Source organism: Yoonia sp., from assembly GCF_036007805.1.
GTDB lineage: Bacteria > Pseudomonadota > Alphaproteobacteria > Rhodobacterales > Rhodobacteraceae > Yoonia.
Genome location: NZ_DASYOK010000098.1, coordinates 1 through 17,270 on the forward strand (window position 1 = coordinate 1; position 17,270 = coordinate 17,270).

A 17,270-nucleotide genomic window follows, 5' to 3' on the forward strand; every position below is an offset into this window, starting at 1 on the left:
ACCTTCGCGGTGGTAAACCTGCTGGTCGGTCTGATCGTGAACTCGATGCAGGACGCGCACGCCGAAGAAGGCAATGCCGCAACAGACGCCTACCGCGATGAGGTGCTGGCAAGGCTAGAGGGGATCGAGCGGCGGTTGGACAAGGGAAAGTAGTTACCGGCGAATGACGGCTCTCAGCCCGAAGCAGACATGGTGCAAAACAGCTTGGCCGATCGGAACGGAGCTGCGCGCGAGGTCAGTTAAGTGGAGGAGATCCGTGAAAGTTCCGGTTCTGGGTGCGCATGCGCCAGCCTTTGTCTTGGGTCATGTTTCGCAACCAATCAAAGATACCTGCTGGCTCTCCATTGCAGAAACATCACCACTCACGCGGACCGAAGCAAGGCTCGGCAGCGTGTCAACCTCATAAATTGCAGGGTCAAAAAGACTGGCTGAGTAGGGGTTGATTATTTTTCAGGTGTCGCGCGATCAGCTGCTTTTGTTGCTTGCCGGGCGGAATAAAGCGTGCCGGCGTGGGTGCATAATCCAGATCAGCCACTTCAGGAAAGATTGTCAGGATTTCTTCTCGGGCCTCTTGGCTTATTGCCTTCAAGGCCTCCGGTCCGGGGAACAGGCTCTCGGTGGGAGATCCCTCTGCATAGATTACTTCATGCTTGTCAAATACCAGGTGGAAGTACTCAACATCGTTCATGGATTGGACGACGGAAATCCCGGGTAGTTCTGTTAATTTTATCGCCGAGATCAAAACTTCGGTTTCTCCGAACATGCGCTCGGTAATTTTCGATCTGACCAACATCCGGTGCTGCCGAGAGACGAACAAGTCGTTTTTTGGAAGGCCATCACCCAATGCGCCAGCCATGATCCGAACTGGCTGCAATTTGGGGTTGGCATGCAATTCACGGGTGTCGATCCGGCGGTGCAGAACCCTCCTGAGGGTGAGTTCGTCCCCCGCAAAACCAACAACAATGTCGCCTTCCACAAGTGTTTCAATGGCTTTCAAGCCATCCGGTGTTTCAATTAAAGTGCCTGAAAGAAAACAGGGCGGGCCCAATTCGGACGCCAGCAGAGGCCCTTGACCAAAGACAAAAGTAGTGCTGACCAGAGTTCCATTTTGGAGCACCTGACCGTCACTGGGGGTGAAGAAACGTGTCCCATCCGCCAGGTAGAACGTCACACCCGTATAGGTGACATTACCGACGCCCGCCACATTGATCGTTACAGTATCCCCGGGATAGGACGCAGTGATATCCACACCGTTCAGACTGTCGTCATCGAAGCGGTCGAAATCTCCATCATCGTTTTCGTCGGTGATGGTCAAACTGACGAAATTCAACACCGTCCCCGCCGGAGGCGGGGCGGCAGGGTCGATCTCAAAAAACTGGTCAGTATAGCTTGTCGGCATGTTCAGTGACCTCGTTGAAATGACACTTGGGTAAAGACGGCTTGTTCTTACGTCAAGTTTTAGCAGCAACCGTGGCGCATAAAGGATTTCTCAAGGCGCTATTGTGTCGATCTAATGGACACGGGAAAACCAGATGCCCCTCGTGGAAAACAACAAACCTCGAACTTTTGCGTTTTTCAGGTCGCCGAATGCGCGTTGAAGCCACCTTCCGTTCGAAAACGCCAAGGCTTTTTCAGTCCAGTGCTGCATAGCGGCTGCCGGAAACAGCCCAAATTTCCAAACGCCGTTCCTGCGCATTGCGACGGTTCGTAAAGATCGCAGCATACGTCACTTTGAAGCCAAAGGTGCCTTTTGCCCCTTACGCCCGCTTCTCCATCACTGCCACGCCCATCACATCCAGCACCTTCGCCTCGATGTGTTCCGCATTCATCCCCGCTACATCGTACATCGCCTTGGGGCTGGCCTGATCAATGAACGTGTCGGGCAGCACCATCGAGCGGAATTTCAGGCCGTGATCGAACACGCCTTCATCCGCCAAGAGCTGCGCGACATGTGACCCGAAACCACCCACAGCGCCTTCTTCGACGGTGATCAGCGCCTCATGTCCGGCCGCCAGTTTCAGGATCAAGTCACGGTCCAGCGGCTTGGCAAAACGTGCATCCGCCACGGTCGGTTTGATGCCTCTGGCCTGCAACGCCTCGCAGGCTTTCATCACTTCCTGCAAGCGCGTGCCAAACGATAGGATCGCAACGCGGCTGCCTTCACAGATCATCCGGCCCTTGCCGATTTCCAGCACGTCAGGGTTCACGGGCATCTCCACGCCCACGCCTTCACCGCGCGGGAAACGGAAGGCAATCGGGCCTTCGTCATGCGCAGCGGCAGTCGCGACCATGCGCACTAGTTCTGCCTCATCCGCAGCCGCCATCACGACAAAACCGGGCAGGTTGGCAAGGAACGCCACATCGAAAGACCCCGCATGTGTCGCGCCATCAGCCCCCACCAGACCCGCGCGGTCGATCGCGAAACGGACCGGCAAACGCTGGATCGCTACATCATGCACCACCTGATCATAGCCGCGTTGGAGGAAGGTGGAATAAAGCGCGCAAAACGGGCGCATCCCGCCAGCGGCAAGACCGGCACTGAACGTCACCGCATGTTGTTCCGCGATACCCACGTCAAAACAGCGGCTTGCGTAGCGTTCCATGAATTTATTCAAACCGGTGCCATCCGGCATCGCCGCAGTGACGGCGCAGATCTTTGGATCGGTGGCGGCATGTTTCAGCAGGCTTTCGGCAAAGACGGATGTATAAGACGGCGCGTTGCTCGGCGCTTTCTTCTGCTCGCCGGTGATCACATCAAACTTGGCGGTGGCATGGCCCTTGTCACTCGCGCGCTCGGCAGGGGCATAGCCCTTGCCCTTTTTCGTGATCGCATGAATCAGGATCGGCCCGTCGGCGCGGGCCTTGACGGTGCGCAAGACCGACAAAAGCTGTTCCATGTCATGGCCGTCAATCGGACCGAGGTACGAGAACCCCAACTCCTCAAAGAGCGTCCCGCCCACAGTCATATGCTTGAGCACATCCTTAGCGCGTTTGGCCCCTTCGCGGAAGGGTTCGGGCAGCAGGGAGATCGCCCCTTTGGCGGCGGCCTTGAATTCCTGAAAAGGCTCGCCTGCATAAAGGCGCGAAAGGTAAGACGACATCGCGCCTGTGGGGGGCGCAATCGACATTTCATTGTCATTCAGGATCACGATCAGACGCTTGCCCAGATGGCCTGCGTTATTCATCGCCTCATAGGCCATGCCTGCCGACATCGCCCCATCACCGATGATCGCAATCGCATCGCCGCCTTCACCGCCCAGATCGCGGGCGACTGCAAAGCCAAGGGCCGCAGATATCGAGGTGCTGGAATGGGCGGCACCAAAGGGGTCATAGGGGCTTTCCGAACGTTTGGTAAAGCCGCTCAAACCACCCTCTGTCCGCAGGGTGCGGATGCGGTCGCGCCGGCCCGTCAGAATCTTGTGCGGATAGCACTGGTGCGACACATCCCAGATGATCTTGTCCTTGGGCGCATCGAAAACCGCATGCAAAGCCACGGTCATTTCCACCACGCCAAGACCGGCCCCCAAATGCCCGCCCGTCACCGACACAGCCGCGATCGTCTCGGCGCGCAATTCATCGGCCAACTGGCGCAATTGCGCGTCAGACATGCCTTTCATATCGGCAGGGGTATGGACACGGTCCAGTACGGGCGTGTGGGGCTGGTCAGACATGGCGACCCTTCTTAATGTGTGCGGGCAATCACAAATTGCGCGGCTTCTTTCAACGTATCGGCATCATTCCCGTACGGAGATAGCGCATCACAGGCTTCTTCCACTAGTGCGCTCACGCGGCTTTTCGCCCCATCAAGACCCAATAAAGACACAAAAGTCGCTTTTCCCGCGGCTGCGTCCTTGCCAACGGCCTTGCCAACAGTGTCCGCATCGCCGGTGGCATCCAGAACATCATCGACAATCTGGAAGGCCAGACCCAGATAGGCGCCATAGATTGACAAAGGCTCACGCTCGGCCTCGGCCATGCGCGGCCCGACAAGGGCTGACCATGTAATCAGCGCGCCTGTCTTGGCGGCCTGCAAATCCATGACCTGCTGCAAATCAAGCGGCACAGCGGCCGTCTCTGCGGCGATATCCGCAGCCTGCCCGCCAACCATGCCGCGAATACCCGCAGCATTGGTCAGTGACATCAAGAGGTTCAGCTTGGCACGGGGGGCACATTCGGTCTGCAGCAACAGTTCAAACGCAAGTGCCTGTAATCCATCACCCGCCAAAACGGCCGTCGCTTCGTCCCATTTCTTATGCACTGTCGGCTGACCACGGCGCAGATCATCGTCATCCATGCAGGGCAGATCATCGTGGACCAGCGAATAGGCGTGGATACACTCGATCGCGGCAGCAGCACCGGCTGCGGCAACAGGATTGATACCCAGCATACGGGTGGTTTCCAAAACCAGAAACGCGCGGAACGCCTTGCCACCGGAAGAGGCATAGATCATCGCATCGGCGACATTGCCTTCCAGCCCTGTCAGGGCGAACCCGATCCGCGCCTGTGAAACCTTTGCCGCATGGGCCAGCATCTCTTCGAAAGGCTTGCGCTTCAGCGCGGCGATTTGATATTTTCCAAGAGGATTAGCCATCGAGCGGTGCCGTGCCGACAGGTGAACCACCTTCGCCCAATGTGATTTTCGCGACCTTTTCTTCGGCCTCTTTCAACTTTGCTTCGCAGCGGGCTTTCAGGGCCGCGCCACGCTCGTAAAGTGCGATGCTTTCATCCAAAGCAACGTCGCCACGCTCCAGCTGGCCAACAACCTTTTCCAATTCTTTGATTGCGTCCTCAAAGCTCATGTTTTCAACGTCGCTCATCGACCTCTTTCCTCCAAAACCTTTACGTGGGCAGCCGCAGACGCCCCGAGTGCTGTCAGGTCATATCCACCTTCAAGGCTTGATACCACCCGCCCCTGACAATGGGTACTTGCTACATCACACAAACGTTCTGTCACCCAACCAAAGTCTTGCGTCGTCAGGTTCATCCCCGCCAAGGGATCACTCATATGTGCATCGAAACCGGCCGAAATTATGACAAGTTGCGGAGAAAATGCGTCAATCCGTGGCAAAACAAGGCGCTCCATCACATCACGAAACGCTTTTGAACCGGTGCCTTCGGGCAAAGGCACGTTCAGGACGTTATCAACACCCACCTCATGGGCGGCACCGGTGCCGGGATAAAGCGGGGACTGATGGGTCGAACAAAACAGAATGCGCGGATCATCCTCGACCAGATCCTGCGTGCCGTTGCCGTGGTGCACGTCAAAATCCACGATCGCGACACGGTCCAGCCCATGATAATCAAGCGCATGTTTGGCCCCGATCACGACATTGCCGAAGAAACAGAACCCCATCGCCGTTTCGCGTTCCGCATGATGGCCCGGCGGACGGACGGCAACAAAGGCATTGTTGGCCTCACCGCCCAGCACCATATCAACGGCGCGCACAACACCCCCTGCGGCACGCAAAGCGGCGGTCAGCGTCCCCGGCGACATATGGGTATCGGCATCTAGTGACCGCCATCCTTCCGTCGGGGCGGCCGCACGGATCGCATCAATATGGGTCTGCGGATGGGCGCGCAGAAGATCATCATCGGCAACCAAAGGTGCGGTGACACGGGTCAGGGGCATGCCCTCAAGCGCATTCAAGACCGCATCCAGCCGCGCCACCTGTTCAGGGTGGCCCGGGGGTGTGACGTGGTTCGCGCAATCGGGGTGTGAAATAAGTGCTGTTGTCATGGACCCAAAAGACGCAATTCAGGTGAGAAGCACAACCATGTTCTGACGTTTTGCAGGCCCAAAATGCGATCGCGCTATCCGCGAGGATCAGCCAGCCTATTCCGGCGCCAGCATATAACCCGCGCCACGCACCGTCTGAAGATAGCGGGGCTGTTTGGGATCAACTTCGATCTTGCGGCGCAGGCGCGTGATCTGGACATCGACCGCGCGTTCCTGCGTCTGGCCACCGGACCGGCTCAGTTCCTCGACCAGTTTGGTGCGTGTCACTGCCTGACCCGGACAGCCCGAGAAAATCCGCATCAGCTGACTTTCGGTCGCTGTCAGGCGGACCAGTTCGTCACCGTGCCACATCTCGCCGCGTCCAATATCATAGCGCACTGGCCCCATGTTCAGGACCTTGGGCAAGACCACGCTTGGTTCAGCGGCAGGCACACGGCGCAAAATCGCATTGATCCGCAGCAACAGCTCTTTGGGCTCGAACGGTTTCGCCAGATAATCATCCGCCCCCGCCTCTAGCCCCGTAATCCGGTCATCGGTGCCGCCCTTGGCGGTCAAAAGCATGATTGGCGTTGTGATGGTCTGGCGCAGATCACGACAAAGCGACATGCCATCCTCGCCCGGCATCATCACGTCCAGAACGATCATGTCAAACTCAAGTCCCGCCAGAATGCGCCGCGCGTGGGCGGCATCGCGGGCAGTGCTGACCAGAAAGCCCGAGCGCATCAGGAACTTCTGCAAAAGTCCGCGGATGCGTTCATCGTCATCGACAATCAACAGGTGGGCATCGTCATTGCTCATTCCGGTTTATCCTTCATCGCCTCATAATGGTGGCGCGTCTCTTCATCCATCATGGCCTCCAAAACCTGCCGAAAACCGGCAACGGCCTCCGGACCCGCCGCACGATAGGCCGCACGCATCCGGTCGCGCTGGGCATCGGATAATTCCCGCTCGAGCGCTTCACCCGCCGCAGTCAGGTGCAAATGGCGCTCGCGCTTGTCCCGCTGTCCAACGGTGCTGGCTACCAAACCGTCTTCGATCAAACTGCGCAAGACACGATTGAGCGATTGCTTTGTAACGCCTAGAATGGACAAAAGGTTATTGACGGTCGTGCCCGGGCTGCGGTGGATGAAATGGATCGCACGATGATGGGCACGCCCGTATGACTTCTGCGCAAGAATACGGTCCGGATCGGCGGTAAAGCCGCGATAGGCAAAAAACATCGCCTCGATCCCTTTGCGCAACTGCTCATCCGTCAGGAACAGCAGGCTTTGGCCCATCTGCGGCGGCAACCCGTCATTCATGCGCGTCCTCCCTTGGTCTTGACGCTACAATACGTCAGCTTTGTTGACATTCCAAGAATCAACTGCTAGCGAAACGCAGAAACTACGCAACATTATGTCCGAAACGGACCTATTGACGTAACAAATGCAAAACGGGATGGAGATTACGATGGCCGGTGCATATGACGACAGAGACGGTAAAATCTGGATGGACGGCCAGCTGGTCGAATGGCGCGATGCCAAAGTCCACATCCTGACCCATGCCATGCACTACGCCTCATCCGTGTTCGAGGGCGAGCGCTGTTATTCCGGCAAGATCTTCAAATCACGCGAACATAGCGAACGCCTGATCAAATCCGGTCAGTTGATCGACTTTGAAATCCCCTACACCGTCGATGAAATCGAGGCGGCAAAACAAGCGGCCCTTGACGCCAACGGCCTCAAAGACGCCTATGTCCGCCCCGTTGCATGGCGCGGGTCGGGCGAAGACATGGGTGTCGCTGCTGCACGCAACCCTGTCCACCTTGCCGTGGCGGTCTGGGAATGGGGCAACTACTATGGCGACGCCAAGATGAAAGGCGCCAAGCTCGACATCGCGAAATGGAAACGCCCCAGCCCTGAAACAGCCCCGTCACAGGCAAAAGCGGCGGGTCTTTATATGATCGCCACCATGTCCAAACACGCAGCCGAGGCCAAAGGCTGTTCCGACGCCATGATGTTCGACTATCGCGGGTATGTCGCCGAAGCGACAGGCGCCAACATCTTCTTTGTCAAAGACGGTGAGGTTCATACACCAAAAGCCGATGCATTCCTCAACGGCATCACCCGCCAGACGGTGATCGGCATGTTGCGCGACAAGGGCCTGACCGTTCACGAACGGATCATCATGCCCGAAGAGCTTGAAGGGTTCGAGCAGTGCTGGCTCACAGGCACCGCCGCTGAAGTGACCCCTGTGGGACAAATCGGCGACTATAACTTTGAGGTCGGTGCAATCACGCGCGAGATTTCAGCCGACTACGAAAAGCTGGTCCGCGCGTAACGCATCCAAAACGGTTTGAGATAAAGGGGCGCCCGGGCGCCCCTTTTTGCCAGCTAGGGCCGGATACCGCGTGCAAAGCGCATAAAAAAGCTGGTGCGCGCGTCAGACGCCCGCTCCCGTTTGCGGCGCTGAAGGTCCAGCGTCGGCTTGCGCGGCCCTTCGTGGCGTTCGATGGCGATCGCGCGGACCATCCGCGCGGGCGTCACGGTGTTTGGTCTGTCGAGTACATGTTTTTTCATGTCATCCTCCACTTTGTCTGACCATCATAGCACAGACCTGCTGATTCTGCCCAATCACTGAAAACGCCACTTTTTAGGCGTTTTGAATATTGTCGCAGCAAAACAAGCCGACCAGCGGATAACTGTCTCAAAAATAGCAACAATAAATGGCCCGATATACGTCAAAAGGCCAAAGTTCCGGCAGGTTTCAATGGGAATCTGGTTCTGTTTAATGAGTTGGATTCGTCATGTATTCTCCCGATACGACCACGACCAAGCAAGTTGCCGCGAAACCAAAGCTCTCTGAAAACGAGCGCGCGGTAAGACAATTGCTGAAGTCATCACCCCAAGATCTGTGGCTGGACACGTTGCGCCGCACGCGCGGCACAGAGCATCGCGCGCTTGTCTACTGGATGCTGTGCCAGCCTGAATGCGATTTTGCTGTGGCAGTGCACGCCTTCTATCGCTGTAACCCGACCGAATATCTCGACAATCCCCGCCCATTGCCCGCGCGCCCGGGACCCTGTGAGATTTTCGCGCTGATCCTGCGGAACTGGGAAACAGGATCCTACAGGACACATCGCCTGAAGGTCGATGCAGTGGATGCCGATCCGCGTATCGTGTCACGGGTCAGGCAGAAGATGATGGTCTACCCCGACGGGACGCTGCCCTTCACGATCCCACCGGCGTTTATTGAGCCGACAGGCGGATCACCTGTCAAAGTGCCAACACATCTGCAACCCAACGAGATCAGGGACATCTGGTCACTGTTTTCCGATCTGGGGCTCAAAGTGCACAAATCCCCACCGGGGTTTGCCCGAAAAATCGCGCAGGTGCGGTTGCTTTTTGCACGGATGCGACAAGGCGCGCGACAGGCCTAAGACCCGACATTGCCCGTCGCTTTGCGCTGTTGCGCGCGTTGCAAACCCAGTTTGCGCTCGCGCCAGATAATCAGCACACCCGCCGCAATCACAATCCCTGCGCCGATCAGCATGGTCCCGGTCGGCACTTCGTCAAAGATGAAATAGCCGATCAACAGCGCAAGGATCATCGAGCTATAGTCAAACGGCGCCACCAGCGATGCATCGGCATAGCGATAGCTGGACGTCAGGAAAATTTGCCCGATCCCACCCAGGAACCCCGCCATGACCAGCATGGCCGCGATCTGCCATGTCGGCATAACCCAGCCCCATGGCAGCGTGAACAGCGCCATCACCGACGAGGTAATCGTAAACCAGAACACAATTGCAGCCGTTGTTTCTGTCGCCACCAGTTTACGCACAAAAACCTGCGCGAGGGCGGCAAGAACTGCGCCCATCAAAACGACAATCGCGCCCAGCGTTTCGGAATGGTTCAAGCTCGCCCCGACCGAAAGGCGCGGCGACAACACGATCAGAACGCCAATCATTCCCATTGCGACAGCAGACAACCGGAACGCCCGCACGTCTTCATTGAGGAACATCGCAGCAAAGACCACCACCAGCAGCGGCGCGGCATAGCCAATCGCTGTCACCTCGGGCAATGGCAGCAGGCCAAGACCCGTAAAACCAAGGCCCATTGCCGATGTGCCCACCAATCCGCGCCAGAAATGCCCCATCGGGTTCTTGGTTTTCCAGCCATCGCGCAGCTCATGCCGGATCGCCAGCCACCCCAGAATAATGGGTAAAGCAAAGAAAGACCGGAAGAAAACAGCCTGCCCTGGCGGCACATCAACTGAGGCGGCTTTGACCAGACTGGCCATCCCCATGAACATGCAGACGGACAGGACTTTAAAGATAATGCCCCGAAGCGGCTGCATGATGTGTTCCTCTTTCCGCTACACTAGGACGCAGGCGGACCACAATGAAGCCTTTTTCGCTTGCTAATCGTTGACGTTAGGGTATCGAAAACCATCACAGGCTAAGAAGCAGTATATGCAAGACAAAAATAAGACCCCCGCAAACATGACCCCTCGTGACTGGGTCCAGATTTTGGCAAAATACCGCGAACCAAGCAGCATCCGCAGCAGCTTTGAACTCGCCGTCAGTTTGATCCCCTTTGTGGTGCTCTGGGTGCTGGCATGCTGGGTCGCGCAATATAGCTACCTTGGCGCGCTTTTGATCTCGGCGGCAAACGGACTTTTCCTGTTGCGGCTCTTTTGTATTCAACACGATTGCGGCCATGGTTCGTTCTTTGGCAACCGCGATGTGAGTGATTGGGTCGGGCGGGCGTTGGGCGTTGTGACACTCACGCCATATGATGTCTGGCGGCGCACACATTCGATCCATCACAGCCACGCGGGCGATCTTGACCAGCGCGGCATCGGTGATGTGATGACGCTGACGGTCGAAGAATACCACCAGCGCACCCCCTTCGGGCGGTTCCTCTATCGGGCGTACCGCCATCCCTTCGTCATGTTCGGCCTTGGGCCAACCTATCTGTTTTTCCTGCAAAACCGCCTGCCGCTGGGCTTGCAAGGGCGCAAGTACTGGGTCAGCGCGATGGGCACCAATGTTGCTATCGCTGCGATCCTTGGCACAATCGTCTACTTCGGCGGGTTGCAGGCGCTGTTTCTTGTCTTCCTGCCGTCAACCCTGATCGCCGCGTCCATTGGCGTGTGGCTGTTCTATGTGCAACACCAGTTTGAAACGACACATTGGGAACAGCACGAAGACTGGCAACTGCACGAGGCCGCTTTGCATGGCAGCTCACACTACGATCTGCCGCCAATCCTGCGGTGGTTCACAGCCAACATCGGCATTCACCACGTCCACCACCTTTATAGCCGCATCCCGTTCTACCGGCTGACAGAGGTGCTGCGCGACCACAACGAACTGGTCGAGGTCAGCCGCATGACAATCGCCCAAAGCATCAAATGCGCCAGCCTTGATCTGTGGGACGAAAAGTCCAAGCGCCTGATCTCATTCGCCGCAGCGCGCAAGCTGGCCGCCTAGGCCCCCGCGGTCCCGGACCTGATCCGGGAACGCGCACCCTACTGCGGCATGACCCGCAGCACTTCGCCTGCATCCAGCAACACCAGAACGGCGCCGTCATCCAGAACTTCGACGTCACGGATCCGGCCGACCTCTGTCAGCAAACGCTCTTCGCCAACCACACGCCCGTTCTGGATATCAAGACGCACCAGCGCACCGGGGTTGAGCGAGGCAATCAACAAATCCCCTTGCCACGCGGCATATGGCCCGTCGTAAAACATCATCCCACCGGGCGCGATCACAGGGTCCCAATAGTAAACGGGTTCTTCAAATTCAGGCCCGCTTGCTGCGCCGCCGCCCACATCAGACCCACGGTAATTGATCCCGTAACTCACAACCGGCCAGCCATAGTTCAGCCCCGCCTGCGGCCTGTTCAACTCATCCCCGCCACGCGGCCCGTGCTCGACCGTCCAAAGCCCGCCAGGCCCCATCGCGGCCCCCTGCACGTTGCGATGGCCCAGCGACCAGACCTGATCATTGCCTGCACGTCCGACAAAGGGATTATCCGCAGGCACCGATCCGTCCGCATTGATACGGATGATCTTGCCATGGGTTGTCTCGATATCCTGCACCAAAGTACCGCTGTCGCCCGCGCCACGATCGCCTGTCGTAATCCAGACGGTACCATCGGCCATGGGCAAAATCCGGCTGCCGAAATGGCGCCCGTTGCGCGCGGGATTATCCTGCACAAAAATATCCGTCGCATCGCTGATCACACCATCAGCACCCAAAGTTCCGCGGGCCGCCGCCGTCACCAACCCGCCGCGCACGGATTTCGCATAGGTCCAGAAAATCGTCCTGTCCTGCGCAAAATCGGGCGACACCGCCACATCCAGCAACCCGCCCTGGCCTTGCGCCGCCACATCTGGCAGCCCCGCCAAGGGGCTGCTCAGACTCCCATCTGCATTCATGACGCGCAGGTTTCCGACCTTCTCGGTCACCAGAAACTGCCCGTTCCCGAGGTTCGCAATCCCCCATGGGCTATCGAGACCATCGGCAAAAACCTCAACCGTCACATCGGTGACGGGCAACGCGGGCGCACGGGTCTGCTCTGCAAACGCAGGGGTGAAATCAGCGTTCGGGCGCCCTTGGTCCACCTGCGCATGGGCGGCAACGGGTAACATCATCAAAGCAAGAATACGAAACATGATCAGTCCTCCTTCAGTCGCAAGATAGCCCAGCGCGCCGCATCGGCCACTGCCGGATCAGGATCATCAACCAAAGGTGAAACGGCTGCGATCAACGCGGGATCACCGGAATTGCCAATCGCATAGGCCACATTGCGCACAAAACGGTCACGGCCGATCCGCTTGATCGGTGAGCCCGAAAACAGCGCGCGAAAGCCCGCATCATCCAACCCCGCCAAATCTGCCAAAGGGGGTGCAATCAACTCATCCCGCGCGGCCAGCTTGGCATCCCGCCCCTCATGGGCAAATTTGTTCCACGGACAGACCGCCAGACAGTCATCACAGCCATAAATCCGGTTGCCCATCAGCGGGCGCAACGCTGCGTCCACCGGCCCTTTATGTTCAATCGTCAGATAGGAAATGCACCGCCGCGCATCCAGACGGTAAGGGGCCGGAAAAGCGCCTGTCGGGCAGATGTCCAGACAGGCGGTGCATGATCCACAATGGCTCGTCTCTGCCACATCGCTTGCCAGATCCACGGTCGTAAAAATCGCACCCAGAAAGAACCAGTTCCCCAGATCACGGGATAACAGATTGGTATGCTTGCCCTGCCACCCCAGTCCGGCCGCCTGCGCGAGCGGTTTCTCCATCACAGGGGCGGTATCCACAAAGACCTTGATCTCCGCCTCCGGCACCTGTTCGATCAACCAGCGCCCTACGCGTTTCAGCCGCTTTTTGACGACATCATGGTAATCACGGTTCTGCGCATAAACACTGATCGCCGCGCGGTCACGTTGTTCCAGTACAGCCAAAGGATCATGCACGGGCGTATAGGGTTCAGCCAGCATAATCACCGACCTTGCTGCAGGCCAAAGCGCTGTCGGGTCCGCACGCCACGCCATCCGCTCGGCCATCCAGCCCATCTGCCCATGCATCCCGGCCGCGACGAATTCCTGCAATCGTTCGGGCAATTCCGGCACTGCATCAGGCCTGCAAACACCTACATCGGCAAAGCCCGCCTCCTGCGCAAAGCCGATCAAACGCTGTTTCAGATCACCCGTTTGTCGCAAACCAGCGCACCCCGCAGCATGCCCGTTATTATTGGCCCGAAAATATCCCGGGGAGTCCCGGACAACGTCCGGGACGGGGCAGAGCCCCTAAAAATCCAGATCAGCATAATGCGCCGCAGGCTGAAACCCAGGCACCTCATCCGCGAGAATAGACCGGAACGCTGGGCGGGACTTGATTTTGGCATACCAGTCTTTCAGCACCTCATGCCGGTTCCAGTCCACATCACTGGTATAATCCAGACAAGACAGTTGCGCGGCGGCGGCAAAATCCGCCATCGTCATCTCATTGCCCGCAAGCCAGCGGCGTTCGTCCAGCAGACGCGCCATATAATCCAGATGGTACTTGATCGCCTTCGCGCCGGCCTTCACATTCGTGCTGTCCGGATAACCCGTGCCCATGATCTTGCGATAGACACGCTCACCGGTCAGCTTTGTCGTGACCTCTTGATAGAACTTGTCATCAAACCAGCCCACCAGACGCCGGACCTCGCAGCGGGCATCGGCCCCTTTTGGCAACAACACAGGCGTCGGGTGCGTCTCTTCGATATACTCGCAGATCGCCACACTGTCCGACATCGTGCGCCCGTCCATTTTCAGCACAGGAACCTTGCCCGCCGGATTGCGGCGCAGGAAATCCGGATCTTTTTCCCAATAGCGTTCTTCGACCAAAGCGACTTCGATCTTCTTTTCGCCCAGACACAGCCGGACTTTGCGGGAAAACGGAGACAAGGGATAATGGTACAGGGTGTTCATGCGCGGCTCACAACAATAACTCGCCCTTCAATGCCGCAAGCTGCGCCACTGTTCAATGGCTGGGTCAGTTTTCAAAGCATTCCGCGCGCCCGTCCGCCGCAATCGTTGCGGCCCCGCTCATGATCGCGCGCGTGCGTTCGCGGGTAAATGTGCTGGGGTTGCTGGCCGAACGGGTTTTGGGCGCTGGCAGGATCGCGGCAAGGCGCGCCGCCTGTGTGGGCGTCAGATCGGCGGCATCGACACCGAAGTAATGCCGCGCAGCCGCCTGCACACCAAACACGCCTTCATCGAATTCGGCCACATTCAGGTAAAGCTCGACAATCCGGCGCTTGGACCAGATTGCCTCGGTCAAGGGCGTCCAGAGCGCCTCAATGGCTTTGCGCGACCAGCTCCGCCCGTGCCAGAGAAAGACGTTCTTCACGACCTGCTGCGATATGGTCGAGGCCCCGCCGCGCCCGCGCTCCACCGCATCCTGGATGGCGTTGACATCCAGCCCCCAGTGCAGACAGAAATTCGCGTCTTCCGCCGCAACCACGGACCGCGCCATGACGGGGGCGATATCTTCGATATCCACCCATTCCCGTTCAATCGTCACCAGACGATGGGCCTCTGCGCGCATATAGGGCGTCGTGGGCGGATTGATAAACGCGTAAAGGAGCGTCCAGAGCAGCGCGAAAGAAAAGACAGCTACAACACCCCCAAAAACCGTCCTTCGAATGAACCGCCGCACGCGGGCCACAAGCCCCGGCTTTTCGGTCTTCCTCGCAGGTTTCTTTTTGGATGCCGGCTTTTGCGCCGTTCGCTTTCTAGCTGTGCTCGGTTCTGCCATCCGACCCATAAGCCATAGGCGGGGTTAAGCGGTCAAGAAGATGCAACGCCCCCGCACGATTTTCAGCGCGGGGGCGTGGTATTTATTCCGCAGGGATTGCCGCGTCTTCGATGCTCAGCGGTGCAGGCAAATGCACCAGCATCTCTTTGGGGCAGACCTGCAGGAAATTGGCTTTCTCAAGGTCCCAATGCTGCAGGATATCAGCGGCCTTACGGCTGCCTGTCTCCGCGGCATGGCGTTCGATCAGGCCTTTCAACTGGGTCTCCCAGTGATCGACCGTCACAGGGTTCGTCACCAGTGTTTCCATATTAATCAGCTCAGCCGCTTCACCCTTGGGGTCATAAAGATAGGCCATACCGCCGGTCATGCCCGCCCCGAAGTTCGCACCGATCGTGCCAAGGATCACAGCCACACCACCGGTCATATATTCACACCCGTTCGTGCCGCAGCCCTCGATCACCACATGCGCACCCGAGTTGCGCACCGCAAACCGCTCGCCCGCGCGACCGGCGGCGAAAAGATACCCCGCCGTCGCACCATAAAGCACGGTGTTGCCAATGATCGTGTTGTCCGACGCCACCAGCGGGCTGACCATCGGCGGACGGATCACGATTGTCCCCCCCGACAGACCCTTGCCCACATAGTCGTTGGCATCACCCGACACCTCAAGCTTGAGGCCCGGAGCGGCAAACGCCCCCAGCGACTGGCCTGCAGAGCCGCGCAATTTCACTGTCAGGTGATCCGGCTGCAACGCATTGCGCATGCCGAATTGCTGCACGATGTGGCTGGATGTGCGTGTCCCGATGGTCCGCAGCGTGTTCTGCACCGCATAATCCAGCTGCATCTTCTCGCCATCGTTCAGGAAGCGCGCGGCGTCCTTCACGATCTGCGCATCAAGCGTATCATCGACAGGATTGCGCGGACGGTTACGATCATAGGTGATCTTGTTGGCACCATCGACGGTGATCAACAGCGGATTCAGGTCCAGATCATCCAGATGCGCAGACCCGCGCGACACTTGGGTCAACAGATCGGCACGGCCAATCACGTCATCCAAGGATCGCGCACCAATCGACGCAAGGATTTCACGGACTTCAGTCGCGTAGAAGGTAATCAGGTTCACAACCTTGTCGGCATTGCCGGTAAACTTCTCGCGCAAGGCTTCGTCTTGCGTACACACACCCACAGGGCAGGTGTTCGACTGGCACTGACGGACCATGATGCAGCCCATCGCGATCAGCGCAGCGGTGCCGATGCCGTATTCCTCGGCCCCCATCATCGCGGCCATGACAATGTCACGCCCCGTGCGCAAACCACCATCCGTGCGCAGGGTAATCCGCTCACGCAGGTTGTTCATCGCCAACACCTGATGCGCCTCGGTCAGGCCCATTTCCCACGGCAGGCCGGCATATTTGATCGACGTACCGGGCGACGCACCTGTGCCGCCGTTATGACCCGAAATCAGGATCACATCGGCCTTGGCCTTGGCCACACCGGCGGCAATCGTCCCGACACCGGACGACGACACCAGCTTCACCGTCACCTTACAGCGCGGGTTGATCTGCTTGAGGTCATAGATCAGCTGCGCGAGATCCTCGATCGAATAGATATCGTGGTGTGGCGGCGGTGAAATCAGGGTCACACCCTTGGTCGAATGGCGCAGACGCGCAATCAGGTCCGTGACCTTCATACCGGGCAACTGGCCACCCTCACCGGGCTTGGCCCCCTGGGCGACTTTGATCTCAAGCTCTTCACAGGCGTTCAGATATTCGGCGGTTACACCAAAACGGCCCGACGCCACCTGCTTGATCTTGGCAGAAGGGTTGTCGCCATTGGGTTCTGGGTTGAAGTGTGCCGGATCTTCGCCACCCTCACCACTGTCGGACTTTGCACCGATGCGGTTCATCGCCACGTTCAGCGTTTTATGCGCCTCGGGGCTGAGCGCGCCCAAAGACATCCCGGGTGTGACGAAACGCTTGCGGATTGCGGTGATGCTTTCCACCTCTTCAATCGGGATCGGCGCACCCAAAGGCTTGATCGCCAGCAAATCACGCAGATGGATCGGCGGGTTCGATTGCATGGATTTTGAGAACTGCTGCCACAAAGCATAGCTGGCCTTGTTACAGGCGGCCTGCAACATGTGCATCGTTTGCGCTTCCCATGCGTGCTTTTCACCGGACCGGCGGGCCTTGTAGAAGCCCCCGATCGGCAGCACATCACTGCCGCCTTTCCAGCCCTTCGCATG

The 17,270-nt window shown here is 58.2% G+C and carries 17 protein-coding genes and 1 pseudogene; 4 read left to right on the forward strand and 14 right to left on the reverse strand.

Annotated elements, in window-relative coordinates; translation table 11 throughout:
* A pseudogene (locus VGP75_RS05535) lies at positions 1-153 on the forward strand (ion transporter); the annotation flags it as partial.
* 262 nt (positions 154-415) lie between these two features.
* Here the strand turns inward: VGP75_RS05535 and VGP75_RS05540 are convergent.
* The 7 genes from VGP75_RS05540 to VGP75_RS05570 all read right to left on the reverse strand — a co-directional run bounded on the left by VGP75_RS05540 (position 416) and on the right by VGP75_RS05570 (position 7,038).
* The gene (locus VGP75_RS05540; protein ID WP_327542700.1) at positions 416-1,399 is read right to left on the reverse strand and encodes a Hint domain-containing protein; all 984 of its coding nucleotides are present in this window, start codon (positions 1,397-1,399) and stop codon (positions 416-418) included.
* A 358-nt stretch (positions 1,400-1,757) separates the two neighbouring features.
* The gene (gene dxs / locus VGP75_RS05545; RefSeq protein WP_327542701.1) at positions 1,758-3,671 is read right to left on the reverse strand and encodes a 1-deoxy-D-xylulose-5-phosphate synthase; all 1,914 of its coding nucleotides are present in this window, start codon (positions 3,669-3,671) and stop codon (positions 1,758-1,760) included.
* An 11-nt stretch (positions 3,672-3,682) separates the two neighbouring features.
* Complete coding sequence (locus tag VGP75_RS05550; protein WP_327542702.1) at positions 3,683-4,591, reverse strand: polyprenyl synthetase family protein; 909 nt, start codon at positions 4,589-4,591, stop codon at positions 3,683-3,685.
* Positions 4,584-4,817, reverse strand: coding sequence for an exodeoxyribonuclease VII small subunit (locus tag VGP75_RS05555; RefSeq protein WP_110280704.1), 234 nt, complete (start codon positions 4,815-4,817; stop codon positions 4,584-4,586). Before VGP75_RS05555 ends, VGP75_RS05550 begins: the two co-directional genes overlap by 8 nt.
* Complete coding sequence (locus VGP75_RS05560; protein WP_327542703.1) at positions 4,814-5,737, reverse strand: histone deacetylase family protein; 924 nt, start codon at positions 5,735-5,737, stop codon at positions 4,814-4,816. Before VGP75_RS05560 ends, VGP75_RS05555 begins: the two co-directional genes overlap by 4 nt.
* A 96-nt stretch (positions 5,738-5,833) precedes the next feature.
* Complete coding sequence (locus VGP75_RS05565) at positions 5,834-6,535, reverse strand: response regulator (RefSeq protein WP_327542704.1); 702 nt, start codon at positions 6,533-6,535, stop codon at positions 5,834-5,836.
* Positions 6,532-7,038 carry a MarR family winged helix-turn-helix transcriptional regulator gene (locus VGP75_RS05570; protein WP_327542705.1) on the reverse strand — a complete coding sequence of 169 codons (507 nt, stop codon included), beginning with the start codon at positions 7,036-7,038 and terminating at the stop codon, positions 6,532-6,534. Before VGP75_RS05570 ends, VGP75_RS05565 begins: the two co-directional genes overlap by 4 nt.
* 148 nt (positions 7,039-7,186) lie before the next feature.
* Between VGP75_RS05570 and VGP75_RS05575 the strand changes: the two genes are divergently transcribed.
* Complete coding sequence (locus VGP75_RS05575) at positions 7,187-8,056, forward strand: branched-chain amino acid aminotransferase (RefSeq protein ID WP_327542706.1); 870 nt, start codon at positions 7,187-7,189, stop codon at positions 8,054-8,056.
* Between the two features lie 53 nt (positions 8,057-8,109).
* Here the strand turns inward: VGP75_RS05575 and VGP75_RS05580 are convergent, their stop codons facing one another.
* Positions 8,110-8,295, reverse strand: coding sequence for a hypothetical protein (locus tag VGP75_RS05580; RefSeq protein WP_327542707.1), 186 nt, complete (start codon positions 8,293-8,295; stop codon positions 8,110-8,112).
* A 227-nt stretch (positions 8,296-8,522) separates the two neighbouring features.
* Between VGP75_RS05580 and VGP75_RS05585 the strand changes: the two genes are divergently transcribed.
* Complete coding sequence (locus VGP75_RS05585) at positions 8,523-9,155, forward strand: hypothetical protein (RefSeq protein WP_327542708.1); 633 nt, start codon at positions 8,523-8,525, stop codon at positions 9,153-9,155.
* Here VGP75_RS05585 and VGP75_RS05590 read toward each other — a convergent pair.
* Positions 9,152-10,072: a DMT family transporter gene (locus tag VGP75_RS05590; protein ID WP_327542709.1), complete on the reverse strand. Its 921-nt coding sequence runs from the start codon at positions 10,070-10,072 to the stop codon at positions 9,152-9,154. The genes VGP75_RS05585 and VGP75_RS05590 overlap by 4 nt on opposite strands.
* A 145-nt stretch (positions 10,073-10,217) precedes the next feature.
* Between VGP75_RS05590 and VGP75_RS05595 the strand changes: the two genes are divergently transcribed.
* Positions 10,218-11,207: a fatty acid desaturase gene (locus VGP75_RS05595; RefSeq protein ID WP_327542710.1), complete on the forward strand. Its 990-nt coding sequence runs from the start codon at positions 10,218-10,220 to the stop codon at positions 11,205-11,207.
* 38 nt (positions 11,208-11,245) lie between these two features.
* Here the strand turns inward: VGP75_RS05595 and VGP75_RS05600 are convergent, their stop codons facing one another.
* The 5 genes from VGP75_RS05600 to VGP75_RS05620 all read right to left on the reverse strand — a co-directional run.
* Positions 11,246-12,394: a PQQ-dependent sugar dehydrogenase gene (locus VGP75_RS05600; RefSeq protein WP_327542711.1), complete on the reverse strand. Its 1,149-nt coding sequence runs from the start codon at positions 12,392-12,394 to the stop codon at positions 11,246-11,248.
* Positions 12,395-12,396: 2 nt separating this feature from the next.
* Entirely contained in the window at positions 12,397-13,425 is a 1,029-nt protein-coding gene (queG, locus tag VGP75_RS05605) for a tRNA epoxyqueuosine(34) reductase QueG (protein ID WP_327542715.1), read from the reverse strand.
* A 105-nt stretch (positions 13,426-13,530) separates the two neighbouring features.
* A complete protein-coding gene (gene fzlA / locus VGP75_RS05610) occupies positions 13,531-14,196 on the reverse strand; it encodes an FtsZ-binding protein FzlA (protein WP_327542712.1) in 666 nt (221 codons plus the stop codon).
* A 64-nt stretch (positions 14,197-14,260) separates the two neighbouring features.
* Entirely contained in the window at positions 14,261-15,025 is a 765-nt protein-coding gene (mtgA, locus tag VGP75_RS05615; RefSeq protein WP_327542713.1) for a monofunctional biosynthetic peptidoglycan transglycosylase, read from the reverse strand.
* A gap of 82 nt (positions 15,026-15,107) precedes the next feature.
* On the reverse strand, positions 15,108-17,270 hold a 2,163-nt coding region (locus VGP75_RS05620), incomplete at its 5' end, for a glutamate synthase-related protein (protein ID WP_327542714.1).

Excerpts from the sequence above, each read along its gene's own strand:
- VGP75_RS05585 (WP_327542708.1), top strand. The coding sequence starts at position 8,523 with ATGTATTCTCCCGATACGACCACGACCAAGCAAGTTGCCGCGAAACCA.
- VGP75_RS05565 (WP_327542704.1), bottom strand. The coding sequence starts at position 6,535 with ATGAGCAATGACGATGCCCACCTGTTGATTGTCGATGACGATGAACGC.
- VGP75_RS05550 (WP_327542702.1), bottom strand. The coding sequence starts at position 4,591 with ATGGCTAATCCTCTTGGAAAATATCAAATCGCCGCGCTGAAGCGCAAG.
- fzlA (WP_327542712.1), bottom strand. The coding sequence starts at position 14,196 with ATGAACACCCTGTACCATTATCCCTTGTCTCCGTTTTCCCGCAAAGTC.
- mtgA (WP_327542713.1), bottom strand. The coding sequence starts at position 15,025 with ATGGCAGAACCGAGCACAGCTAGAAAGCGAACGGCGCAAAAGCCGGCA.
- VGP75_RS05555 (WP_110280704.1), bottom strand. The coding sequence starts at position 4,817 with ATGAGCGACGTTGAAAACATGAGCTTTGAGGACGCAATCAAAGAATTG.
- VGP75_RS05590 (WP_327542709.1), bottom strand. The coding sequence starts at position 10,072 with ATGCAGCCGCTTCGGGGCATTATCTTTAAAGTCCTGTCCGTCTGCATG.
- VGP75_RS05540 (WP_327542700.1), bottom strand. The coding sequence starts at position 1,399 with ATGCCGACAAGCTATACTGACCAGTTTTTTGAGATCGACCCTGCCGCC.
- VGP75_RS05600 (WP_327542711.1), bottom strand. The coding sequence starts at position 12,394 with ATGTTTCGTATTCTTGCTTTGATGATGTTACCCGTTGCCGCCCATGCG.
- VGP75_RS05560 (WP_327542703.1), bottom strand. The coding sequence starts at position 5,737 with ATGACAACAGCACTTATTTCACACCCCGATTGCGCGAACCACGTCACA.
- VGP75_RS05570 (WP_327542705.1), bottom strand. The coding sequence starts at position 7,038 with ATGAATGACGGGTTGCCGCCGCAGATGGGCCAAAGCCTGCTGTTCCTG.
- VGP75_RS05575 (WP_327542706.1), top strand. The coding sequence starts at position 7,187 with ATGGCCGGTGCATATGACGACAGAGACGGTAAAATCTGGATGGACGGC.
- VGP75_RS05595 (WP_327542710.1), top strand. The coding sequence starts at position 10,218 with ATGACCCCTCGTGACTGGGTCCAGATTTTGGCAAAATACCGCGAACCA.
- VGP75_RS05580 (WP_327542707.1), bottom strand. The coding sequence starts at position 8,295 with ATGAAAAAACATGTACTCGACAGACCAAACACCGTGACGCCCGCGCGG.
- dxs (WP_327542701.1), bottom strand. The coding sequence starts at position 3,671 with ATGTCTGACCAGCCCCACACGCCCGTACTGGACCGTGTCCATACCCCT.